The sequence below is a fragment of the Hamadaea sp. genome (assembly GCF_013362815.1).
Taxonomy (GTDB): Bacteria; Actinomycetota; Actinomycetes; order Mycobacteriales; family Micromonosporaceae; genus Hamadaea.
Map to the genome: position 1 here is coordinate 498,898 of NZ_JABFVK010000013.1, position 23,042 is coordinate 521,939.

Here is a 23,042-nt window from a genome sequence, read left to right on the forward strand (position 1 = left end):
CGAAATGTGGACGGTGACGGGACCAAAGACCCGTCGGCGAACTGAAACCCGGCGCAAGGGAGAGCCGCCGGCCCGAAGCGCCGACGGCCCTCTGGTGGGACGGCTGGGGTTACTCGACGGGGTGAATGACGGCGACCGGCCCGTGCGCGTGATGGACGAGGGCACGGCTGACCGAGCCGAGGAGCAGGCCGGCGAAGCCGCCGCCGCCACGGCTTCCGACGACGGTGAGACCCGCCCGGATCGTCTGGTCGATCATCGCCTTCTCGACGTTCTGCGCCGCTATGGTCCGGGTCTCGATGTCGACGCCAGGCTGGTGGAGCCAGGGGCTGACCGCGTCGAACAGGATCTGCTCGGCGGCTGCCTCGTCCTGGCGTACCTCGTTGTAGGGCTCACCGCGGCCGATGGGGAAGGCATACACGGCGATGATCGCGGCGTTCCGGAGACGGGCTTCTTCGACGGCCCACTTCAGCGCGATCTGGGCGCCGGTGGAGCTGTCGACGCCCACGACGATCGGCCCGTCCAGCGGAGGGGGCATCGGCGGCTGCTCGGGACCGGATCCGACCGTGATCGGCGGCCGCACGACGACGACCGGCCCGTGGGCGTGTGCGGCGACCTGTGCCGACACCGATCCGAGTAGGAGCTCGGTGAAGCCGCCGAGTCCCCGGCACCCCACGACGGTGACCTGAGCGTGCCGCGATTCTTCGAGCAGTACCGCAGCGGCACCGCCGGACACCGCCCGGGCGCTGATGTCGCCCACAGCCGGGTGGTCCTCCGTCAGCTGTTTGACCACCGAAGCCAGCATGGTGTCGGCGTCGGCCCGCATGGCCTGGTCGTCCACGGCGTACCGGTCGGCGACCCCGATCGGCAGGTATCCGTATGCGGGGATCTGCAGACCGTAGACGAGCGACAGCGGCGCGTCGCGGAGCTCGGCCAGGTGGGCGGCATACCGGGCGGCGGCCAGGCTAGCGGGAGAGCCGTCGACGCCGGCGACGACCGGCCGACGGGCAATTTGGCGGGACATCGAAGCCTCCTACAGCTCGACATAGTGGGACGACTACAGCTCGACAGAGAAAGTGGGACGACTGGACGGCGACCGGGTGCGTCGTGTCAGCCCGTCAGGTTGACGACTTCGCCCAGCCGGCGCCGTGGGCTGGCCGGTGGCGTGCCGGCCGGCGGGTAACCGATCCGCAGGGCCAGCTGAGGCGCGCCGATTCCCGCCAGGACGTGGCGCAGGCGTTCCCGGGTCAGGGTGTGTTCGGTGACGTCGCTGATCGGCGAGCCGGCCAAGCCGGCGGCGGTGGCGGCGAGCAGCAAGGCCGACAAGGCCTGCCCAGCTCGAAGCCACGCGGCTGGGCCATCCTCGTCGGAGAACAGCACGGCGTAGAGCGTTCCGGCGTCGGTGCCGTCGCCTGGATCGAGAGTCGGAAGGCCCGGTGGGGCGAACTCCCGGATCGGAACTCGGCGCGGCGAGGGTGACACGGCTGTCTCGGCCGGTACGCCGGAGCCGTTGGCCGGAGCGTTCGGCGCAGCCGTCCAGGCCGCCAGCTCGTGCCGGTACGCCGGATCGGCGAACTGCAACTCCGCCGCCCGCGCGGCGAGGATAGCCAGGTCGTCGATTTCGCCGCCCCGGAGGACCGCCAAGTGGGTGCCTTCCCGTTCGGCCAGCGCGATCAATCGCTGGACAACCAGGACGGGGACGGGTTCTCCGGTGAACGCCCGGCGGTCGGTGCGCCGTTGTGAGATGGCCGCGTACGCCGCGCGCTCATCGGACGTGGGCTCGTGGTCAGGCCCGATGCGGACTTCGGCGAGCAAGTCAGGCTCCGCGGGATCGGGCATCAGCTGGACGTCGGCGGTATGACCGGCGACAGCCAGTGCCACCTTGGCGTGATGCAGCGCGGCGCCGCAGCTCACCGTCAGCAGGCGACCGTCGGGATCGGCGACCAGCAGCTGCCGGGCGCGATCGGCCCACAGCTGCATCGACTGCTCCTCGACGACCCACCGCCATGGCTGCGTATTGAAGATCGACGGGGCGTTGAGCGCGACTTGTGCCGCGACCCGGAGGGTACGGCCGGTCGCCGGTCCGTTCGTGGTCATGAGATCACGATGCGCTCGACGTCAGCTCCGGGGTCAGAGCCACCAGGGGTAACCCCATAGGCATCTTGTCCCCTTCGATCATGGGACTAAAGTCCCTGTGCGGACCGGCCCGGACGCTGGCAGACTGAGTGAATGATCCGCGTCTTCCTCCTCGACGATCACGAAGTCGTCCGTCGTGGCCTACGTGAGCTGCTGGAGGCCCAGGGTGACATCGAGGTGATCGGCGAGGCCGGTCTCGCGACCGAGGCCGCGCACCGGGCTCCGGCGTTGCGGCCCGACGTCGCGATCTTGGATGCACGGCTGCCCGACGGCAGCGGCATCGACGCGGCCCGGGAGATCCGCTCGGTCGACCCCGGCATCCAGGTGCTCATCTTGACCTCCTATGAGGATGATGAGGCACTGTTCGCGGCGATCATGGCCGGAGCCGCAGGCTATGTGCTCAAACAGATCAAGGGCACGGATCTGGTCGACGCGGTCCGCCGGGTGGCGGAAGGCCAGTCGCTGTTGGACCCGGCGGTCACCGCACGGGTGCTCGATCGCATCCGTAATCCTCAGCGCGAGCCGGCGCAATTGCGTGGGCTGACCGAGCAGGAACGCAAGATCCTCGACTACATCGCCGACGGCTTGACGAACCGCCAGATCGCGGCGCAGATGTTCCTCGCGGAGAAGACCGTCAAGAACTACGTGTCGAGCCTGCTCGCCAAGCTTGGCCTGGAGCGGCGAACGCAGGCTGCCGTGTTGGCGACCAAGCTGCGCGAGAGCCGCTGACTCACCGCAACCGGAACAGGTAAGGGTCCGGTTCGTCGCCGACCGTTGCCAAGCGCAGCTTCGCGTCGACGACGACCAGGCCGTCCGGTCCCGCGACGACCGGATTGAGATCCAGTTCCGCGACCTGCGGAAGATCCGCGGCGAGCCGGCCGAGCCGGTGGACCAGTTCCTCGACCGCCGCCGTGTCGACGCCCGGCGCGCCGCGATAGCCGGTCAGCAACCTGGCCGCGCGCAGCGACCGCCACATCAGTCGTCCGTCGCGGTCCGACATCGGCGTCAACCGGTAGACCCGGTCGTCCAGCAGGTCCGTGAGCACACCGCCCAAACCCAGCATGACGAGCGAACCGAACAGAGGGTCATGCACGACGCCCGCCGCCAGCTCCACCGGGCCGAGGGCCATCGGCTGCACGAGCACCGGCGGCTGCGCTGTGTCCAAGGCCGTGGCGATCAGCTGGTACGCCTGACGCACTGCCCGGGCGTCGGTGAGGTTGAGCCGGACCGCCCCGACATCGGTCTTGTGCACGAGGTCGGGGACGGCGGCCTTGACCACCACCGGGTAACCGAGCTCATCCGCCGCTGCGACCGCCGCATCCTCGCTGATCGCGGTGGCCTGAGCGATCTGCGGGATGCCGTAGCAGCGCAGCAGGTCGGCGACTACGTCAGCCGGTTGCCAGCCCTCGCCAGCCGCGGCGACCGCGGCTTCGGCGGCGGGGGCGTCGACACCGTCGAGAATCGGCGGACCGCCCAGGGGTTCCCGAAGCCAGGCGGCGTACCGGGCTGCGTGCCCGATCGCCCGGATGGCTCGTTCCGGCAGGTCGTACGCCGGACGTTCCGGGCAGGCGGCCACATGAGACACGTCCCACCGGCCGACGACGACGCCGGCGGCGGGCAGATCGGGGTGGGCGTCGAAGACCTCTCCGGCCGCAGTGAGCATCCCGGGCACATCGTTGGCCCGAGTCGCGGCGGCGACGACGACGATCGCGTCGACCTCGCCGGATTCGGCGAAGGCCGTGAGCGCGGCCTGCAACGTCTGGGGAGTCGCCTCGGCGCCGAGGTCGAGCGGGTTCTGCCCGGCCGGGCCGAGCCGGGCGGCCAGCTCCGGGCTCACCGCCGGCACCGCCAGCTCGACGGCCTCGGCCGCGTCTACTGCCAGCACGTTGACCCCGCCGGCGTTGCCCACGACGGCGATCCGGTTGCCTGCCGGGAGCGGCTGGCCGACGAGCATCCGCGCGGCGTCGATCAGCTCACCCAGGTCGTCACACCGGATGACACCCGCCTGGGCGAACAGACTGTCCACCGCCACGTCCGGGGCGGCAGCGGCCGCCGTGTGCGACGCCCCGGCCCGCTGTCCAGCCGCCGACCGGCCGCTTTTCACGGCGAGCACCGGCTTTCTGCGGCTCAGGTCCCGAACGATGCGGGCGAACCGGCGCGGGTTGCCGAACGATTCCAGATACAGGGCGACCGCCTTCGTGGCCGGGTCGTCGTACCAGTAGGCCAGCAGGTCGTTTCCGCTGATGTCAGCCTTGTTCCCGAGCGACACGAACGACGAGACCCCGCATCCGCTGCGGGCCAGATGATCGAGCAGACTGATGCCGACTGCCCCGGACTGCGAGGCGACGCCGAGCCCGCCCGGTACGGGGGGAGCACCCGCGAAGGTGGCGTTGAGGCGTACCGATCGATCGGTGTTGAGCAGCCCCAAGCAGTTCGGGCCGAGCAGGCGCATGCTGTGTTCGCGCGCGACGCGTACGGCCTCGGCCTGGAGGGCCTGGCCGTGTTCTCCTGCCTCACCGAAGCCGGAGCTCAGCACGATGGCGGCACGTACGCCGGACTCGCCGGCCTCACGCAGCGCCTCCGGCACTACGGCAGCCGGCACTGCGATGATCGCCAGATCGACGAGTCCCGGGAGTTTGCGCAGCGACTTGACCGACGGGACCCCGGCGACGCTGTCGGCGTGGGGGTTCACCGCGAACAGGGTGCCGTTGAAGCCGTACTCGGCTAGCGCCCGCAGAGTCTGATGGCCGACCCCGCCGGTGCGGCTCGCACCCACGACGGCGACCGACCGCGGAGCGAGCAACGGCCGCAGTGAGAGCCGTTCGGCCGTCCGATGCCGCTGATCCGCCGCGCTGATCGCGGCTGCCCGGGCACCCGTCGGCAGATCCACATCCACTACCTGCGCCTCGTCGTCGGTACGCGCGTGCGCCGCCATGTCGCGGGCGACCCGCAGCATCGAGGAGTTCACGGGCAGCACTTCACCCGACAGCTCGCTGACGCCGTTCATCTTGGCCAACGCGGCCAGGTGTTCCAGAAGCACGGTCCCGACGCCGCGGCCTCGTTGATCTTCGGCGACGAAGACCGCGAACTCGGCTGCTGACGGGTCAGGTCCGCATTCATACGACGCCACGCCGACGATGCGACCGACCTCCACCGCGACGAGTGCTGCGTGATCGGCCGATCGCGGTCTGGTCAGCCGGGCCACTTCGGTCGCGACGACGGCCGGTCCCGGGACGGCGAAGAACCGCAACCGCAACGCGTCGGCGGAACTCGTCTGGAACATGGCGGCCAGCTCATCCCGGTCGGCTGCGGCGGCCGAACGGAGGTGAACGATGCGGCCGTCGGCTAGCAGCGCGTCGGCCACGGTCGTGCCGGGCCGGTCGGCGGTAGTCGTCATGGTCTCAGGCTTCGGCATGGCAACACGGCGCGGTAAGTGCCGCTCAGCCCGATCGGCTGGGACCTTCGTCCGTGTCAGGACGTCAGCGTCCACGCGAGTGCCGTGGTGGGGAACCGGCGGGTCCACGTGATGGGAGCCGTCGCATAGTCGGCTTTCAGGTGTTCGACCGGGTCGACCACGAGCGTGCCGCTACTGATCGACTCCGGTACCTCGAACAGCAGCGGCTGGCTGGTGATCAAGGCCGACGCAGCCGGGCGTGGGAGGGGAGCCGAGCGGCCACCGGCGTACGTCAGCGCGAACATCGCAACACGGTCGGGGACGTATTGGAAGGTCAGCAACGTCGCCAAGAGCAGCCGGTCGTCGATCTCCCTTGCGTTGTCCGTGTACACGCGGCCCTGGACGTCTGCTTTCGGGATGTAGAGCCAGAGATGCCCCTTCGCCGCCCAGCCGATGTCCGGCAGCCAGGGCTCCAGTGTGCCGCCGTTGTCGCCCAGGCTGACCGTCACCGTGGCGACCAGCCGCGCCGCCCGGTAGCGGCTGGCGGCCGAGCCCTGATACGACGACGGTGTGAAGCTCACGCGCTGCGGCCGGTAATACGCCTCGATCGCGTCCGTCCCGCGTTCGCCCGTACGTAGGTTGAGCGACTGCGTACGGGCCTCGTCGGTGATCTGAAGATAGGCGTCGTGTCCTAACGGGACACTCGCGCTCACCCCGAGGTACGGGACCTGGGGCAGCTCCCGGCGTACGCCGTCGACCACGATCACGGCCTTAGGGACGGAATCGGCGGTCGCGAATCTCGGCGGGATCAGGTCGAGTTCGGCGTAGAGCGTCACCAGCTCGTAGCCCTTCGCGGCGTACCGATAGTCGTTCGTGTGATCGCTGACCTCGCCGCTCGTGTAGCGCACCTCGAAGTGCGGCCCGACCAACCTCGCGGCGTCGGCGTCGACCGGTTTGCCGCCGCCCAGGTCGCCATACGCCGCGCCGACGTAGTCCGCGGGGAGCCGGTCGTCCTGGTCGGAATTCCGGCAGCCCGTCGCGCCGAGCATCAGCAGCCCGGTCATGACCGTCGCGAGAATCCTCGAAGTCCTTGTCACGCTGGGCAACGCTACGGCGATCCCCGGCGGCTCCGAGGGCCCGGACAGCGCGCGGACAGCGTTCGGTGAGTGGCGTACGGCAGGCTCCGACGCCGGACCGGCAAGGCGCGAAGGTCCACATCGAACGAGGGGGAGGCGGTCCGATGATCAAGCTTTGGGTGATCGTGTTGTTCGTGCCGATGTTCTTGGTCACCGGTGTGCTCATGAACGTGACATCGATGCCGAGAGGATGGGCGTTGGTGACCGCGGCCTGGATCACCTTCGCGGTGTATCTCCCGATCGACTACCGCAATGTGCGGACCGGGCCGTTCAGCACCGCTTTCTCGCAGGTCACGGTCACGATGGCGGGAATTCCGTTTCTCGGCCTGGCGATCTGGGTCGGCTATCTGCTCAACGGCGCGGGGCTCGGCAAGGGCTGGGTGATCATGCTGACCATAGTGACGCTGGCCGCCGAGGCGGTCGTGCTGTTCGCCGTCGTGATTCCGCTGTGGCAGCGGGTCGCCGACAGGGTGCGAGCCCGGCGGCAAGCGTCGTGAGCAGGGCGCTGAACCGGCGCAGCCCGGTCGTCGGGCTCCTCGTCGCCCTGCTCCTGGTGCTTGTCGGCACGCCCGTTCTCGGCGCGCCGACGCCGACGGCATCGCCGGCGCGGGTGGAAGTTCCGCTGCCGCCGCTGACCGGACGGGAGACCTCGCCGCCGAGGCTGGTGCCGTATATGTACTTCTACGACTCGATCGAGGCGTACCGGACGGAGATTCCGTGGAACAGCCCCGAGCTCGCATGGTCCAACGTCGACCGGAGCACTCCACCGTGGAAGCCGTTCAAGGAGCGCGGAACGCTCAACTCATTGCTGCATGCGTGGAAACTCAAAGTCCTTGACGAGCAAGCCAAGGGAAACAACTTCTACGGATCGCAAATGAGCGACGAAGACAAGAAGGAGATGTGGGACAAGTTACTGGACAAATTCATCTACGGGGTGGACAGCAACGAACGGGGCGCAGCCTTTGAGAGGGCGTATGCCGACTACTTTCATTTGAAGGATCTCGGCTACACGCTCGGTGCAAAGTACCCAGACTCCGGCTTCGAGGTCGACGCGTACGTCATCGGTCAGGTGGCTCTGGAGATGAAGTCGGGCCCGTTGCCTAAGGACGGCCAGCCCGAAAGATACGCCGGACTGATGCGTCAGGTGCCGACCCTTCGGGTGATTCACATCTTCGGACAGCGACCTGACAGCGACACGCTCGACGCCCTCGACAGGCTCCACATCGAATATCGCTACTGGCCCTCGTTCGCCATACGTCGGCGCCATCCGAACATGCCGCCGCCCGGTTCACTCGGGACACCGGGCGGGGGCACGGTAAGTATCCCGATCCCGTCCGGACCGGTCGGCCCCAAGTCCTCGTCAGGCGCCATTCCCGCGCCCGCCGGATCGCTCGCCGCGTCCGGCCAGAACGTCGAGCCGAGCGCTTCGACCGACGCCATCGCCGAGTCGCCGAGTTCGCCCGAGGACAAGGCCGAGCGGGACGAGATGGTGACCGACATCGCCCGGGACATGGGGTACGAAGATCCGGCCGACGCGCCGGGCGCGGCCGGCGATCTCGGTGGCGTGGACTTCTCGACGCTGGAGCTGAGGTACGTCTCCGACACCTACCGCTCGAGCCTGGGCACCGGCGTCCAGTACGCGTACAAGGTCGACGCCAAGCCGGGCGAAAAGGTCGCCTACGGTGGACGAGAGGCCGCACAACTCGCCGCGGATTCATTCTTCACGTGGCTGGTACTGCCGGCGTCCAGCTTCACCGTCAATCTCAATCCCGACGAACCCGACCGCATCATCGACGACCGGCTCGGCAAGACGGACGCCGGTCGGGTGCTGCTCGAAGCCGACCTGCAGATGAAGAAGTCGGTCGGCCGGTTGATCCATCCGGATACCCCGCTCGGCAAATCGTTCTGGGGACTGCTGCACGGCGACCAGAAATGCATGTCGATGCGGCAGTGGATCGTCCCGCGTCCGGCGGTCGTCCGGGAGAGCGGCAACGAGCTGTACATCCTCCAGGCCCCGCTCGAGGTCAAGATGGAATCGGAGTACCTGGCCACGGAGGGGGTTTCCCGAGGCTTCGGTTGTGAGAAACAGAATGCCGCCGACACGGCGTACAACGAGGAGATCTATCGCCGCCGGATCCTGCCGGAACTGGAGAAGGCGGTGAACACCGCGTCGGCCTACGCCGATCTGCGGCGGGTGTACGCGAGCCGCATCGCGGCCGAGTGGTACCGCCAGCGGAGCAAGACCAAGACGACGGCGTACAGCGGGCTGGTCGACTCGGGCGACGCCAGCGCCTGGCCGGCGCGGGTGCCGTGGAGTCCCCAGGGGGTGTTCGCGCGCTACCTGAAGTCCTACCGCGACGGTGAGTTCCGAGTCGAGCACCGTACGCGTCAGGGCAACTACACCGTGACCATCGTCTACGTGTACGGCGGAGTCGACCTCACGAACATACCCAGGAAGCTGATCAGCGCGGCCCAGTTCGCCCGGGAGCACCCGAGGCTGGATTCGACCGTCCACGAGGCCGCGCAGTCGCCGATTCTTGGCGACGGTGATGCGCTGACCTGGTTCGGGGGAACTTCGGCGGAGTTGCCGATAACGTCACCGAGGTCGTTGCCGGGGTCGCCACTACGGACTCCACAGTTCTGGGGTCTGGCCGGGTTCCCGATCGTGTTGTGGCTCGCGCTCGGCGCGTTCATGGTGCGGCAGCGCCGAACGGAGGTGACCGGGCGATGATCGCACCAAGCCGGCCGGGCATCCTGCTCTACGCGCTCTACCTGTACTGGGGAGCGGCGGCCCTGTGGCTCACCTCAGCCATCGGTGCCCTGTTCGCGATCCCGCAGTATCGCGTCTACTACGCCGACCTGCATCAAGATCCGCGCGGCGGCTCGCTGCCTGCGCTGCTGCTCGCCGGTGTGGCAGTCGTGGCCTCGACCGGCGGCGCGGTGATCGTCTTGTGCACGGTGCTCGATGCGTACGGCTGGCCGATCGCGCGCTGGCTCACCTGGACCTACAGCGTGTTCGCCGCGGCGATCGCGGGCATCGTTCTGCTCGTGAACTCGCGGGCGGTGATTCCGTGGCATCGCTGGTCGATCACGGTGACGGCCGTGCTCAGCCTGTTCGCCGTGGCCGGCGGGTCCATTCTGTTGGCGCAGCCCGCTTCCGGGCGGTTCTTCTCGGACTGCCAAGCCCGCCGGCGCGGAGCCGCCCGGCAGCGTGCCGTCGCATGGCAGCAGCGCCGGATGATGGCGAGATCCCGATGAAGCGGTATGCGCTCCTCATCGCCGGGCTGCTCATCCTCGCCATCTGTGGCATCGCCGAGCTGCAACGCTTCGAGCCACCCGCCGAACCGACCTGCGACGGCAAGACCATGGAGCCGGGAGATACCTGCGACATCTACGTAGTGGGCGGGGGTGATTTCCGGAAGGACGACACTCGGGATTACTACGAGCAGCAAGAAGCGCAGCGTGTGCTGCCACCATTATCCTCACTGGACGGAGTGTGCCCGGCGATCGGGCTGGTGCTCGTGGGGGCAGGGGTGTGGGTCATTCGCCGGAGGAGATCGGCGTGACCGTCGAGACACGCGCTTGCCGTTCGAGCTCCCGATATCCGTGCGCCCGCGCGAGTTCCGCCGCCTCCCGGGCGCATTCGGTGGCCGCGTCGGGCTTGCCGGTACGCGTACGCACTATGGCGAGCCCGATCAACGCCTGTGCGATCCGCCAGGGTGAGCCGATCGCGCGCGCATCCTCGATGGCCAGCGTGTACGCCGTCTCCGCTTCGGTTGCCCGGCCGGTCAGCTCATCGAGGGTCGCCAACGCGTGATGGCCCTCCGAGCGCAGACTCATGCGGCCCGTTTCATCGGCGCGATCGATGACCTCCGTGAGGAGCGCACGGGCCTCGTCGTGCCGGCCGAGGTCGCACAGGGCCAGGCCAAGTTCCAGCTTCGCAGAGTCGGCATGACGGGAGCCGCCGACGCGCAGGGCGATCTCGCGCGCCTCGACGGCGAGGTCCCGGGCGGTGCTCGGGTCACCGGCCAGCCGAGTCGTGCGGGCGAGATGGGTGAGCGCCGACGCCTCGCCCGTCATCGCACCGATCGTCCGGTACGCCGAAAGCGCGTCGTTCTGCGCCTGCGCCGCCGGAGCGAGATCTCCGATCATCACGTATGCGTATCCGATGTTGATGGAGTTGACGGCGACTCCGTCGAGCCATCCGTGACGGCGATTGATGGCCAGTGCCTCCCGTAGCCGTCGTAATCCTTCGGCTGGTTGGTTCTCGCAGTAGATCCCGCCGATGTTGCCGAGAATCGCCGCCTCGGCCTTGTCCCAGCCGGCACGGCGGGCCTCTTCGAGGGCGGTTTCGCCGTGCCGGAGGGCGTCGGTGAGATCGCCTCGGGCGGTGCTGACCAGCATCCGGCTCAGCAGTGCCACCGTCCGGCCCTCGGGTGCGTCGAGCGCGTCGGCGGCGACCAGGGCGGCGTCAGCGATCTCGCCCCACTGCGGAAGCAACGGCCGGGCGTTGAACTGACCGCGCAAGGCGTCCGTGAGCCGCCAGAGGAGCGGATCGGGGCCACGCTCGGCCTGGTCCCGGATCCACGCGACGACGTTCGGCAGCTCGGTCGCGAGCCGGTCACGCGCCGTCGACGCGCTCTCGGCAGTGGGCGGGGACGGCTGGTGCGGCAGGCGTAGGCGTTCCGGGTAGAGCAGCCGGTCCGCAGTGTCCACAGTATTCAGGTACCAGGCTCCTAGCGCCCGGTACGCCGCGGTCCGATCCGACGGCGACAGTTCCGCCTGGCACCGTTCGCCGGCGAAGGCTCGAACGAGATCGTGCAGGTGGAAGCGGCCGGATCGGCGTACCTCGACCAGATGCAGCGCGACGAGGCGGTCGAGGTGCTCCGCGGTGGCGGCTGCGGGCGTACCCGCGAGTGCGGTGGCGGCATCCAGCGGGAAGTCCGCGCCCGGCACGAGACTGAGCAGGCTGAGCAGTCGTCGGGAGTCGGCGGCGATCGCCTGGTACGACCGGGCCAGGGCCAGCCGGACGCCGATGGACTCACCGGGCAACGACAACGCGTCCAGTCTGCCGTCGCGCAACCGGTCGACCTGGTCGGCGATCCGCTGGTGGGGCTGATCCGCGAGTTGCGCGCCGACGACGCGCAATGCGAGCGGGAGGCGGTCGCAGGCTTCGGCGAGCTCGACGACGGCGGCTGGTTCGGCCGCGACCCGGTCGCCTCCGACGATCGCGGTGAGCAGATCTCGTGCCTCGTCTGCATCGAGCCCGGCAAGCGTCACCCGGTGAGCGGCGTACGCGGCGACGAGGCCGGTCATCCGATCGCGGCTCGTGACGAGGACGAGAGATTCGCCCGCTCCGGGGAGCAGCGGAACCACCTGGTCGGCGGACTTGGCGTTGTCCAGCAGGACGAGCACACGCCGGTCGGCAAGTACCGATCGGTACAGTTTGGCGGCGTCATCCACCGAGGACGGAACCCGTTCGCCGGCGACGCCGAGCGACTGGAGCAGCTCGGTCAACGCCCGGATCGGCGGAGTGGGCGCGGTGCCGTCATAACCGTGGAGGTTGACGTAGAGCTGTCCGCCGGGATAGCGATGGGTGACGCCGTGCGCCCAGCGAAGGGCCAGCGCCGTCTTGCCGACGCCACCCGAGCCGCAGATCACGGTGACGACGGCCGGCGCGACCGCGTCCAGCGAACGGAGTTCTTCGTGGCGGGCGACGAAATCGGGGGGAGCGGCCGGAAGCTCACGCGGCACGACTGCGGCTTTCGGCGTACCAGTGGAAACCGACGGTGATGGTGAGTCGCGGAGCGCACGCACATGCGCGGCCTGGACCTCCGGCCCGGGATCGGTGCCGAGCTCGTCGGCGAACCGGCGGCGGATCGCGGCGTGGTGGCGCAGCGCTTCGGCCCGCCGCCCGGACGCGGCCAGCAGATCGATGAGCCGTGCCTGCAACGGCTCGTCGTAGGGCGAACCGGCGAGTAGCGCGGCGACATGCGGCAGCACAGCGGCCGCATTGGGACCTGGCTCGGCCAGATCCGCAGCATCGAGGACGGCGCTGCGCCGGGCTTGGCGCAGCGCGGCCGCCGCGGGCAGATCCCGCAGCTCGGCCAGATCCGCGAGCACCTCGCCGCGCCACAGGGCCAGCGCGTCGAGCAGAGCGCTGCGGCGGGACGGGGGAGTAGCGGCGCAGAGCTGATGGAATCGCACAACATCGATCTGCGCTGTTCCCGCGTGAAGCACGTAGCCCGCCGGCGTCAGCGTCACGCTGACGTCACCGCCGATGTCGGACAGCCAGCCGCGCAACCGGGACACGACCATCTGCACCGAGCCCTTGGACCCCGCGCCGATCAGCTCGGCGACAGTCTCGACCGGGACCGGCTGCCCGGGGGTCAGGAGCAGGGCGCCGAGGAGACGACGGACCGTCCACCGGGTGATCTCGACCGGCTCGCCGTCTACCCGGACGCTGAGCGGTCCCAAAGCTCCCAGCCAGACTCCGGTCACAATGCCCCCCACATCGCCCGCGATCTTAACGAGATTTCCCCGGGCGCGGGCTGTCGATTCCCGCTTCCTCGCCCGACGTAATGGTGAGTACGCCCGAAGGCGGCGTACCAGGCGAAGGGAACACCTCATGAGCCAGGTCGCGACGGCGATGCCGGACATCGTCTCGGCGGACGAATGGGCGAAGGCACGCGAGGAACTGCTGATCGCGGAGAAGGCGGCGACCCGGGAACTCGACGCGCTGGCCGCTCGGCGGCGTCGCCTGCCGATGGTCGAGTTCGACAACGAATACGTCTTCGCCACCCCGAACGGCCCGCGTACGCTGCTGGAGCTGTTCGAGGGCCGTTCGCAGCTCGCCCTCTATCAATTCATGGACCGGGGGCCGGACGAGTTCTGTCAGGGCTGCACGGCGTTCGCCGACAACGTCCCGGCCGCCGGGCCGCGCCGGCTCGCCGTCCGGGACGTCACCTGGGCGATGGCGTCGGACATGCCCCTGGCGCAGATCGAGGCGTACAAGGAACGGATGGGCTGGACGGCGACCTTCGTGTCTTCGCACGGCAGCACGTTCACCCGGGACTGCGGGGTCGGCGAGGGGTTCCTGCTCAGCGTCTTCCTCCGCGACGGCGAGCGCGTCTTCCGCACCTACACGACGACCTCGCGAGGGGTCGACCGGATCCTGTGGGGCCACAACATCCTCGACCTCACCCCCTACGGGCGGCAGCAACCATGGGAGGACTCGCCCGCAGGCTGGCCGCAGGCATTCTGACGGCACACGATCATGCTGAGCATGGCGTACGCGGTGCTGGCGGTGCGCTTCACGGCCACGGCACTGCGACCGGGGGTCGGCGGCCAGCGCGTCGGCCCCCTCCTCCACTTGCTGATGTGCGCCGACATGGCCATCATGGCGGCGGCCGGTCCGCTGCCCGACCCGCTGGGCCTGCAAGCCGCCGCCTTCCTGCTCGCGTCCGGCTGGTGGCTGCTGCGGGCGCTGCCCGTCCGGCCGGCGACCGGGCACGACCGGATGGGCTGTGTCCAGCATGGGTTCGGCGCGGCCGTCGCTGTTTGGATGACGTTCCCGCATTCTCATCTGGATCATCCCCATGGATCGGCGTCGGGCATCGTGCCCGTGCTCTGCGTCGGGCTTGTGATCAGCGCCGGTTGGTGGCTTCGGGAGGCCTGCTGGCTTCGCAGCTGCGGAACCGACCGCCCCGCTCCGAATCTCTCCACCGCCATGAAGCGCGCGGTCTCCGGTCCGGCCGCGGGGGCCGTGGCACACGCTGCGATGTCCGTCGGGATGGCGGTCATGCTGCTTTGACTCACCGGCATCGCCACACCATCGCCGCGGACGCCAGCGAGTCGGCTGGGTCGTAGCGGGTGCCGACCACCACCGTGCCGTCGTCACTCACCCCCACCGCCTCGTCGAACCTGCTCGCGGTCGGCAGCGGCAGGCGTATCAGCGCGCCCGCGGTCAGCAACACCGGCCCGTCGGCGCCACGGCCTGCCCGCCAGCCGCGCGCGTTGACGACCTCTCCCGGTCCGATCTGGTCGCTCAAGGAGACCTCCTTGGTACGCAGATTCCACAGCACGGCATACATGGCGTCGCCGCGGGCGGTCCGGATTCGGGCGGTGCCACTCACCCAGCCGTTGCGGACGGAGGTGGCCCACGCGCTCGTGACCGGACCGGCGTCGGAGTGGGGGATCGGCAGAACCTGGGCGGTGCCGTCCGGACTCCACGCGTACGCCCAGGCGACGGCCTCGTCACCGGCGTGGGCGCCCGGTGTCGTGACCGAACCGACGACGGTCCCGTCCTCGTCGATCCCCCGCGCGTCACCGAACACGGTGACGTTCGGCACCGGAAGACGCTGCGCCGCAGTCGAACCGGACCGCCAGACCACCGGCCGATCGCCGGCCGTTCCGGCTACGTCGCCGCGCTCGTTGACTGTTGTGGCGGCGGCGTCCTGCTCCGGCAGCCGGACGAAGACGCCGTTCTCATACCGGTATGCCCGGCTGCGTCCGCCGTCGTAGCTGCTGCCGACGGCGAGGCCGTAGGTCGTCACGTCCCGCAGCTCGTCGCCGCTCCCGGGAAGCTCCACAACGGATGGTCTGCCGTCCGTCCACATCACCATCCGGGCCTGACCGGATTCGTAGGCCCGGCCGAGCACGAAGCGTCCGGACGGATCGCCGCCGATCGCGACACTGCGCCCGGCGAAGCCGGATGGAACCGGCAGCACACTGCCCACGCACGCCGACGGGCCGACGACCGACCCCGAATCGGTCGGGGAAGCGCCGACGGGGGCGGTGGCGACCGGTCCGGACGGCCGCACGCTGGGACCCGGCTCCGGACCGGCGGCGGCGTACCCGGCACCGAGGACGGTCACCACGCCGACGGTCGCCAGCGTCGATCCCACGCGCCGGTGACGCCGCCGACGTCGTAGCCCCTCGGCGATGGCCTTGTCGAGCACCGTGTACGGGCGCGACTCCGCCGCCAGTTCCATCAACGCCCGTCTGACCTGATTCATCGCACTCCCGCCCCGTCCAGCCACAGGTGCTCGAGTTCTGGGGCAACTTGCCGCAACTTGGCCAGCGCCCGATGCGTCTGGCTCTTGATCGTGCCGAGCGTGCAGCCGAGGATGCGGGCCGACTCCTCCTCGGTCAGGTCCTCGAAATAGCGCAGGACGACGACGGCCCGTTGCTTGGGAGTCAACCGAGCCAGCGCCTGCTGGATCACCAGGCGGCGCACGACATGGGCCGCCTCGTCCCGCCCCGACGCGTACGCCGACAGATCCTCCTCGGCGTACGCGGTGATGCGGCGTCGGCGTCTCCGCCAGAGGGAGACATGCTCGTTGTAAAGCACCCGCCACACGTAGTGCCCGGGATCGCGGAGTTCATGGATCCGCGGCCAGCGGGCGGTGACCTTGACCAGCGCAGCCTGGAGCAAGTCCTCGGCGTCGTGATGGTTGCCCGTCAACAGGTACGCCGTCGCCGACAAGCGATCGAGGCGAGCCGCCAGAAACTCGCGTAGCTCGTCGTCATGGGCCATCTGGTATCCCCCGGGGTGTCGGACCGCAACCTCTACAAACGCCCCCGAGGTGGAGAAGGTTGGCGGAGTCCGGCGACTTTCCAGATCGCGCCTTCGCGCGGGTCTCGCGCGTTGTGCGGCCTAACGCGTTGTGCGGCCACGCGCGCTTTGCGGCCGCGCGTAATGCGGCGTCGCGCGTTATGCCGGATAACGCGGCCTCCCAGTCTCGGAAGGCCGCGTTATCCGCGGATAACGCGAGGACGTCAGCGTAAGACGTCAGGGAGGATCAGCCGGCGGCCTTCACGAAGTCGGTCGTGAAGGTCTTGCTCAGGTCGATGGAGCCGGCCTTCTGAACGTCGGGGTTGGACTCCTTGAGCACGTCGAGCACGGTCTGCGGGCCGTCGGCCGGCATGACGCCGTCGGCGGTGAACATGCCCTTGGAGTCGTTGATCGACTGCTCGTACAGCTTCACGTCGCCACCGGCGTAGTCGGCGGGCATCTTCGCGGCGATCTCGGCGGCGGTGTGCGTGTTGATGAAGTTCAGCGTCTTGACGAACGCCGTCGCCATCTTCTGGATGGCCTCCTTGTGCGAGGACACGTAGTCACACGGCATGTACAGCGACGCACCCGGGTAGAGCCCGCCGAGGGCCGCCTTGGTGCCCTCCTCGGTACGCAGGTCGATGATGACCTTGCCCTTGCCGGTGCTGACCAGCTTGGCGATGGTCGGGTCGGTGGTCATCCCGGCGTCGATGCCGCCGTTGTCGATCGCTGCGATGAAGGTGGCTCCGGCACCCGCCTTGACCGTGGTGTACTGCGACTTCTGCACGCCGTTGCGTACGGCCAGGGCCTGGGTGAGCATGTCGGTCGAGGAGCCGGGGCTGGTCACACCGAGCTTCTTGCCCGCGAAGTCCTTGGCGGACGACAACGTCGCGGCCTTGCTCGTGGCGACGACCTCCGCCTCGCCCGGCACGTCGGCGAACTGCACGACGCTTTCGACGCACTTGCCCTTGGCCTGCAGGTGGACGGTGTGGTCGTAGAAGCCGACGACGCCGTCGACCTGGCCGGCGAGCATCATCGTCTCGGCGTCCGCGCCGGACGGTTCGCTCTTGAGTTCGACGTTGACGCCCGCGTCCTTGAAGTAGCCGAGCTGCTCGGTGAGCTTGGCGGGCAGGTAGATCACCTTGTCGAGGCCGCCGACCATGATCGTGATCGTCTGGGTCGAGCCGCCGTCGGAGGAGGCCGCCGGGGACTGGCCGCGGCAGGCCGACAGGCCCAGCGCGAGGGCCGGGACGGCCAGCAGTGCGATGGATTTACGCATGAGTGGTCCAATCTCGAAAGGAGGGAGGGGTTCAGCGAGGCTGCCAGCGGGTCAGCCGGCGCTCGACGAGGGTGAGGACCGCCTCGGCGAGCAGCGCCAGCGCGGTCATGATGATCATGGCGGCGTAGATGCCGGCCGAGTCGAAGGTGCCCTGCGAGTGCGCGATGAGCATGCCGAGGCCCTTGTCGGCTCCGGTGTACTCGCCGACGATCGCGCCGATCAGGGCGAAGCCGAACGCGGTGTGCAGACTGGCGAGAATCCACGAGGTGGCGCTCGGCAGCACGACCGTACGCATCATCTGCAGCCGGGAAGCGCCGAGGATGCGGCTGTTGTCGTCGATGACCTTGGGCACCTCCCGCGCGCCTTGGAAGGCGTTGAAGAAGACGCCGAAGAAGACCAGGACGAACGCGGTGGCGACCTTCGAGCTCATCCCGAACCCGAACCAGATGACGAACAGCGAGGCCAGCACGATGCGGGGGATGGCGTTGGCCGCCTTGATGAACGGCGCGAGCACGTCGGACAGGAACCTTGAGCGGCCCAGGACGACGCCGAGCACGACGCCGACGATCGCGCCGAGCGCGAAGCCGTACACCGCCTCCTGGAGGGTGTAGCTGATCTGGAGCCAGATGCTGCCGTACGAGGTGCCCTCGGTGAACCAGTCGACCAGCTTCTGCCAGATCAAGCTCGGCTTGGAGTAGAAGAACGGATCGATCCAGTAGGTCCCGGCGACCTCCCACGAGCCGAGCCACAACGCGACCAGGACGAGGCGGCCGGCGTACACCCGCCAGCGGCGCTCCTTCAGAGGCTGGAGAGTGATCTCGGCGGGACGGTTGTCCACCATTGCGATACCGACGTCAGCCACGGCGGGCACCCCTCTCGCGGGCGATCTCGACCTCTTCGCGCAGGGAGTCCCAGACCTCGCGGTAGAGATCCAGGAAGGCGGGGTCCAGCCGGATCGCCTCGACGTCCCTCGGGCGGGGCAGCGTCACCGGGACGATGCTCTTGATCGTCGCCGGGGCGGCGGTCATCACGACGACCCGGTCGGCCAGCGCGATCGCCTCGGTCAGGTCGTGGGTCACGAAGACGACCGCGGCTCCCGTGCCGGCCCACAGCCGCAGCAGCTCTGCCTGCATCAGCTCGCGCGTCTGCACATCGAGCGCGCCGAACGGCTCGTCCAGCAGCAGGATCTGCGGCTCGGTGATCAACGTCTGCGCCATCGCGACGCGTTTGCGCATACCGCCCGACAACTGGTGCGGGTAGTACTTCTCGAAGCCACGCAGGCCGACGCGGTCGACCCACTCCTGGGCCCGTTCGCGCGCCTCGGCCTTCGGCACCCCGCGATAGCGCAGGCCGAGGGCCACGTTGTCGACGACCGTCCGCCACGGCAGCGTCGCGTCCTGCTGGAACATGTAGCCGACGTTTCCGGGGATGCCGGTGACCGGCGTACCGGCGACGGCCACTTCACCGGCGCTCGCCGGTTCCAGCCCGGAGATCAACGCCAGCGTGGTGGACTTGCCGCAGCCGGTCGGGCCGACCACGGTGACGAACTCGCCCGGCGCGACGTCGAGGGTGACCTCGCGCATGGCGGTGAAGGTGCCGCCCCCGGCCGCGGGGAACACCTTGGTCGCCCGTTGCAGCCGGATGGCGGATGTGGTCTGGGTCATAGCGGCAGACCGTAAAGGTGGCCGGAAGGTTTCCGCGCGGTTTCGTCCATTGCGCGGCCAAGTTACGTAGATGGCGTTCTGCTCATTCTGCTCACCGCGTTTTCCCAGGTACTTTGACTGGCATGAGCCGCCGCCCCCTCCGCCTGGCCACGCAGACGATGCTGCTGCAAGTGGTCGTGGTCGCCATCGTGGCGGCGGCCGGATTCACCCTCGCCGTGCTGTTGCTGCGGCATGAGATCGAGCAGCAGTACGAGGAGCGAGCCCTCGCCGTCGCCCGGTCGGTGGCGCAGGAGCCGGGGCTCGGCGATCAGGTCCGTTCCAGTCGGCCCGATGTCGATGGGCCGGTCCAGGTCTATGCCGAGCGGGTCCGGGCCGCGAACAAGGCGTTGTTCGTCGTGATCACCGACGTCGACGGCATCCGCTTCTCGCACAAGGAACCGGACCGTATCGGCCAGCGGGTCAGCACCGATCCGACCGGTCCGCTCCAGGGTCGCGAGGAAGTCAACATCGAGCGCGGCACGTTGGGCCTGTCGGCGCGCGGCAAGGTCCCGCTGCGCGATTCGACCGGCGCGATCGTGGGCGAGGTCAGCGTCGGCATCCACGCCGACGACATCGGCAATCGCCTCGATCAGATCCTGCCGTGGGCCATCGGCTTCACGGTGCTCTCGCTCGCCGTCGGCATCGGGGGAGCGGCTCTGCTCGCGGTCCGGCTCAAGCGGCGCACGTTCGGCCTCGAGCCCGCCGATCTGGCTGATCTGGTACGCGAACAAGTGGCGGTTCTGGAGGGCGTACGCGACGGGGTGCTGGCAGTCGACGTCAGTGGCCGGGTCGGCGTATGCACGGAGCAGGCCGCCCGGCTTCTGACGCAACCGGTCGCCTCCGGATCACCGGCCACCGACGAGATCCGTGCCCTCCTCGAAGACCGGTCGCCGCTGACGAGCGGACTGCGCATGCTGGGTGAACGGGTGGTGGTGGTGACCCGCCGGCCGGTCCAGCGGGGCGGCCAGGATCTCGGCACCGTGCTGACCCTGCGCGACCACACCAACCTCGACGACATGGCCCGGGAGCTCGAAGCCACCCGGGCGCTGACCGATGCCCTGCGCGCGCAGGCCCATGAGCACACGAATCGGCTGCATACGCTCGACGGGCTGTTGCAACTCGGCGAGACCGACCGGGCGCGGGCGTACATGCGGGAGCTGTCGGCGACCGCAGCCGCCGGAGCGCCGCCGGGGCAGGTCGGCGATCCGTACCTGGACGGGCTGCTCGCGGCGAAGGGTGCCGTGGCCTCCGAGGCGGGTGTGACTCTGCGGGTGGGCGAGGACACCTGGATCCCCGGCCGGCTCACCTCACCGCTGGACGTCGTGACCGTCTTGGGCAACCTCGTGGACAACGCGATCCGGGCCGCCGCGCTGGGCTCCCGGGAACCCGCTTGGGTGGAGGTCAGTCTGCTCGCCCACGACGAAGACCTGCACGTCTACGTGGCCGACAGCGGCGACGGCGTCACCCTGCCCGACCCCTTCGCGCCGGGCGCCTCGACCAAGGACTCCCCGGGGAGCGGCCTCGGGCTGGCGCTGGCTCGCCGCACGGCTCGTCACCACGGCGGCGACGTACGCCTCGGCCCGCCCGGCGACGGCGGTGGCGCGGTCTTCGTCGCCGAGTTGCCCGGAGTGCTCAGTCCGGCGGCCGCCCTCACGTGGCAGGCGCCATGATCGGCGTACTGGTCGTCGACGACGACTTCCGGGTCGCGGCGCTCCACTCTTCCTTTGTGGACAAGGTGCCGGGATTCCGCTCGGTCGGCGTCGCGCATACGGCCGCCGCCGCGGTGGCCGAGTGTGATCGGCTGCGCCCCGATCTCGTGCTGCTGGACCAGTATCTGCCCGACGGGCTGGGCACGGGCGTCGTCCGGCGGCTCGACGCCGACGTCATCATGCTCACCGCCGCGGGCGATGCCGCCACCGTCCGATCCGCCCTCTCGACGGGTGCGCTGAACTACCTCGTGAAGCCGTTCACCGCCGCCCAGCTCTGGGAACGGCTCTTGGCGTACGCGCGATTCCGTGGCCATCTGGCCGGGGACCGCGAGCTGGACCAGGCCGAGATCGACCGGGCGGTGGCGATGCTCCACGACGCCGACGCGCCCACGGGCGCGCTGCCGAAGGGCCGATCGGCCGTGACCGCGCAGCGCATCCTCGAGGCGCTACGCGCCGCGCCGGGACCGGTGACGGCGATCGACGTGGCCGACGTGACCGGGGTTTCGCGGGCGACGGCCCAGCGGTATCTCGCGGACCTCGCCCACAGCGGGCGGATCGAGCTGGATCTGCGGTACGGATCGACCGGCCGCCCCGAGCACCTCTATCGATGGCGGGGCGGACGCGTCGGCTGATTACGCGATCTGCGCGCGGCGGCTCAGCAGGAACACGCTGAGCAGCAGTACGCCACACGCCGCCTGCTCGATCTTCAGCCACATCGGGAACAGCCCCGGCAGCGCGACGATCACGATGATGGCGACCGTCATCGCAGCGGACAGGATGCGCAGTCGGCGGAGTGCGCCGACCGATCCCTGGGCGGCGCGTACCGCGAAGAGGGTCACGAGGATCGAACTGGCGACGACGATGCCAGTACGCACCCAGACGGCGTCGGTGACGATGTCGGCGTGGTGGCGCAGCAGGATGACGGCGGCGAAGGTGAGGACGCTGAGACCGAGGTAGCCGGCCGCGAGAAGTTTGACAGTACGCATACCCAGAAGCGTGCCGTCGCGCGCCGTTCCGGTCTTCGGCGTCGGAGTGGACCTTCGTCTCCACCCGTGGGTGGAGGAGCCGGACTCAGCGGCCCAAGGTGCTCTCCCGAGCCTGCAAGGTGAAGTCGGCGGGCACCTCGACGGGCTCGGTGGTGTCGCCGTCGAGACGGTTGGCCAGCAGTTCCACCGCCAGGCGGGCGATCTGCTCCTTGTCCGGGCTGATCGTGCTGAGGCTCGGCGTACTGTAGCGGCCGTCTTCGATGTCGTCGAAGCCGATGATCGCGATGTCCTCCGGTACGCGTACGCCGTGCTGCAACGCCGTCCGTAAAGCGCCCAGGGCCAGCAGATCGTTGTAGCAGAACACGGCGTCGGGCGGGTCGGCCAAGGCGAGCAGTTCCGCCATGGCGGCCGCCCCGTCGGCGCGGTGGAAGAACGACGTGGACCTGAGGAGGACCGGGTCCACTCGCAGCCCCGCCTCCGTGACCGCCTGCCGGAAGCCGAGCGTACGCAGCCGGGCGGTCTGCCGGGTCTCGTCGTTCTGGTCGCCGATGGCGGCGATGCGCGTACGCCCCAGCTCGATCAGGTGCCGGGTGGCCAGTCCGGCCGCCGTCACGTTGTCGATCATGACGTGGTCGAGGCCGACGGCGCTCGCCCGTTCGCCGAGCAGCACGACCGGGGTGGTGACGGTGCGGTCGCGGAGGTCTGCGCCGCCCAGCGCGATCGGGCTGAAGATGACGCCGTCGAACAGGTTGGCGGTGGTGCCGTTCATGATGAGCTCGCGTTCGCGGGTGGGGTCGCCGTCGGTCTGGTCGACGACCACCGTGTAGCCACGGGCGGCCGCGTGTTCGATGACGAACCGGGTCAGCTCGGCGAAGTACGGGACGTCCAGTTCGGGGACGACGAGGGCGAGCATGCGGCTGCGGCCCTGGCGCAACGAGCGGGCGACCGTGTTCGGGCGGTAGCCGAGTTCGGCGACCACCTGCTCGACCCGGGCGCGGGTCGCGGGCGCGACGTGGGCGAAGCCGTTGACGACGTTGGAGACGGTCCGGATGGAGACACCGGCTCGTTCAGCGACGTCGCGCAGCGTGGGGGACAAATCGCGCCGCCCTTCCCTCAAATCCGAGGCAACTTTCGCCGACCATGGTA

General features: G+C 69.4%; 21 protein-coding genes. 9 read left to right on the forward strand and 12 right to left on the reverse strand.

Translation table 11 applies throughout. The features are described from left to right. Nucleotides 1–109 precede the first annotated feature (109 nt). Together HOV77_RS07220 and HOV77_RS07225 are read right to left on the reverse strand one after the other, a co-directional pair. Complete coding sequence (locus HOV77_RS07220; RefSeq protein WP_290859278.1) at nucleotides 110–1,021, reverse strand: universal stress protein; 912 nt, start codon at nucleotides 1,019–1,021, stop codon at nucleotides 110–112. 86 nt (nucleotides 1,022–1,107) lie between these two features. After that, the gene (locus HOV77_RS07225; RefSeq protein ID WP_290859282.1) at nucleotides 1,108–2,094 is read right to left on the reverse strand and encodes a nitroreductase family protein; all 987 of its coding nucleotides are present in this window, start codon (nucleotides 2,092–2,094) and stop codon (nucleotides 1,108–1,110) included. Nucleotides 2,095–2,226: 132 nt separating this feature from the next. Between HOV77_RS07225 and HOV77_RS07230 the strand changes: the two genes are divergently transcribed. Continuing rightward, nucleotides 2,227–2,862 carry a response regulator transcription factor gene (locus HOV77_RS07230; RefSeq protein ID WP_290859284.1) on the forward strand — a complete coding sequence of 212 codons (636 nt, stop codon included), beginning with the start codon at nucleotides 2,227–2,229 and terminating at the stop codon, nucleotides 2,860–2,862. 1 nt (nucleotide 2,863) lies between these two features. Here the strand turns inward: HOV77_RS07230 and HOV77_RS07235 are convergent, their stop codons facing one another. Together HOV77_RS07235 and HOV77_RS07240 are read right to left on the reverse strand one after the other, a co-directional pair. Beyond that, nucleotides 2,864–5,530, reverse strand: coding sequence for a GNAT family N-acetyltransferase (locus HOV77_RS07235; protein ID WP_290859286.1), 2,667 nt, complete (start codon nucleotides 5,528–5,530; stop codon nucleotides 2,864–2,866). Nucleotides 5,531–5,604: 74 nt separating this feature from the next. Then, complete coding sequence (locus HOV77_RS07240; protein WP_290859288.1) at nucleotides 5,605–6,624, reverse strand: hypothetical protein; 1,020 nt, start codon at nucleotides 6,622–6,624, stop codon at nucleotides 5,605–5,607. 143 nt (nucleotides 6,625–6,767) lie between these two features. Here HOV77_RS07240 and HOV77_RS07245 point away from each other — a divergent pair, with 143 nt between their 5' ends. Genes HOV77_RS07245 through HOV77_RS07260 form a run of 4 tightly spaced genes read left to right on the forward strand, consistent with a single transcriptional unit; the run spans nucleotide 6,768 to nucleotide 10,229 of the window. Beyond that, nucleotides 6,768–7,160 carry a hypothetical protein gene (locus HOV77_RS07245; protein WP_290859290.1) on the forward strand — a complete coding sequence of 131 codons (393 nt, stop codon included), beginning with the start codon at nucleotides 6,768–6,770 and terminating at the stop codon, nucleotides 7,158–7,160. Continuing rightward, a complete protein-coding gene (locus HOV77_RS07250; protein WP_290859292.1) occupies nucleotides 7,157–9,394 on the forward strand; it encodes a hypothetical protein in 2,238 nt (745 codons plus the stop codon). The genes HOV77_RS07245 and HOV77_RS07250 overlap by 4 nt, the downstream gene beginning before the upstream one ends. Continuing rightward, nucleotides 9,391–9,921: a hypothetical protein gene (locus HOV77_RS07255; RefSeq protein ID WP_290859294.1), complete on the forward strand. Its 531-nt coding sequence runs from the start codon at nucleotides 9,391–9,393 to the stop codon at nucleotides 9,919–9,921. Before HOV77_RS07250 ends, HOV77_RS07255 begins: the two co-directional genes overlap by 4 nt. Then, nucleotides 9,885–10,229, forward strand: a complete 345-nt coding sequence (locus HOV77_RS07260; protein WP_290859296.1) for a hypothetical protein — start codon at nucleotides 9,885–9,887, stop codon at nucleotides 10,227–10,229. The genes HOV77_RS07255 and HOV77_RS07260 overlap by 37 nt, the downstream gene beginning before the upstream one ends. On the opposite strand, the gene HOV77_RS07265 is transcribed toward HOV77_RS07260, so the two are convergent. After that, a complete protein-coding gene (locus HOV77_RS07265) occupies nucleotides 10,204–13,164 on the reverse strand; it encodes a tetratricopeptide repeat protein (RefSeq protein ID WP_290859302.1) in 2,961 nt (986 codons plus the stop codon). The two genes, HOV77_RS07260 and HOV77_RS07265, sit on opposite strands and share 26 nt — an antisense overlap. Nucleotides 13,165–13,291: 127 nt before the next feature. Between HOV77_RS07265 and HOV77_RS07270 the strand changes: the two genes are divergently transcribed. Both HOV77_RS07270 and HOV77_RS07275 read left to right on the forward strand, forming a co-directional pair. Then, on the forward strand, nucleotides 13,292–13,927 hold the full coding sequence (locus HOV77_RS07270; protein ID WP_290859308.1) for a DUF899 family protein: 636 nt from the start codon (nucleotides 13,292–13,294) through the stop codon (nucleotides 13,925–13,927). Nucleotides 13,928–13,948: 21 nt separating this feature from the next. After that, nucleotides 13,949–14,476: a DUF5134 domain-containing protein gene (locus HOV77_RS07275; RefSeq protein ID WP_290859310.1), complete on the forward strand. Its 528-nt coding sequence runs from the start codon at nucleotides 13,949–13,951 to the stop codon at nucleotides 14,474–14,476. Between the two features lies 1 nt (nucleotide 14,477). Here HOV77_RS07275 and HOV77_RS07280 read toward each other — a convergent pair whose 3' ends face one another. The 5 genes from HOV77_RS07280 to HOV77_RS07300 form a co-directional block, all read right to left on the reverse strand. Continuing rightward, complete coding sequence (locus HOV77_RS07280; protein WP_290859313.1) at nucleotides 14,478–15,680, reverse strand: hypothetical protein; 1,203 nt, start codon at nucleotides 15,678–15,680, stop codon at nucleotides 14,478–14,480. Then, complete coding sequence (locus tag HOV77_RS07285) at nucleotides 15,677–16,201, reverse strand: SigE family RNA polymerase sigma factor (RefSeq protein ID WP_290859315.1); 525 nt, start codon at nucleotides 16,199–16,201, stop codon at nucleotides 15,677–15,679. Before HOV77_RS07285 ends, HOV77_RS07280 begins: the two co-directional genes overlap by 4 nt. A 265-nt stretch (nucleotides 16,202–16,466) precedes the next feature. Continuing rightward, nucleotides 16,467–17,498 carry an ABC transporter substrate-binding protein gene (locus HOV77_RS07290; RefSeq protein WP_290859317.1) on the reverse strand — a complete coding sequence of 344 codons (1,032 nt, stop codon included), beginning with the start codon at nucleotides 17,496–17,498 and terminating at the stop codon, nucleotides 16,467–16,469. A gap of 31 nt (nucleotides 17,499–17,529) precedes the next feature. Then, nucleotides 17,530–18,360 carry an ABC transporter permease gene (locus tag HOV77_RS07295; protein WP_290859319.1) on the reverse strand — a complete coding sequence of 277 codons (831 nt, stop codon included), beginning with the start codon at nucleotides 18,358–18,360 and terminating at the stop codon, nucleotides 17,530–17,532. Then, nucleotides 18,353–19,162: an ABC transporter ATP-binding protein gene (locus HOV77_RS07300; protein WP_290859321.1), complete on the reverse strand. Its 810-nt coding sequence runs from the start codon at nucleotides 19,160–19,162 to the stop codon at nucleotides 18,353–18,355. The genes HOV77_RS07295 and HOV77_RS07300 overlap by 8 nt, the downstream gene beginning before the upstream one ends. A gap of 122 nt (nucleotides 19,163–19,284) precedes the next feature. Here HOV77_RS07300 and HOV77_RS07305 point away from each other — a divergent pair, with 122 nt between their 5' ends. Together HOV77_RS07305 and HOV77_RS07310 are read left to right on the forward strand one after the other, a co-directional pair. Next, nucleotides 19,285–20,871 carry a sensor histidine kinase gene (locus HOV77_RS07305; protein ID WP_290859323.1) on the forward strand — a complete coding sequence of 529 codons (1,587 nt, stop codon included), beginning with the start codon at nucleotides 19,285–19,287 and terminating at the stop codon, nucleotides 20,869–20,871. Further along, nucleotides 20,868–21,542, forward strand: coding sequence for a response regulator (locus HOV77_RS07310; protein ID WP_290859330.1), 675 nt, complete (start codon nucleotides 20,868–20,870; stop codon nucleotides 21,540–21,542). The genes HOV77_RS07305 and HOV77_RS07310 overlap by 4 nt, the downstream gene beginning before the upstream one ends. Here HOV77_RS07310 and HOV77_RS07315 read toward each other — a convergent pair whose 3' ends face one another. Both HOV77_RS07315 and HOV77_RS07320 read right to left on the reverse strand, forming a co-directional pair. Then, entirely contained in the window at nucleotides 21,543–21,896 is a 354-nt protein-coding gene (locus HOV77_RS07315) for a hypothetical protein (RefSeq protein WP_290859335.1), read from the reverse strand. Nucleotides 21,897–21,981: 85 nt separating this feature from the next. Then, nucleotides 21,982–22,992, reverse strand: coding sequence for a LacI family DNA-binding transcriptional regulator (locus tag HOV77_RS07320; protein ID WP_290859337.1), 1,011 nt, complete (start codon nucleotides 22,990–22,992; stop codon nucleotides 21,982–21,984). Nucleotides 22,993–23,042 lie beyond the last annotated feature (50 nt).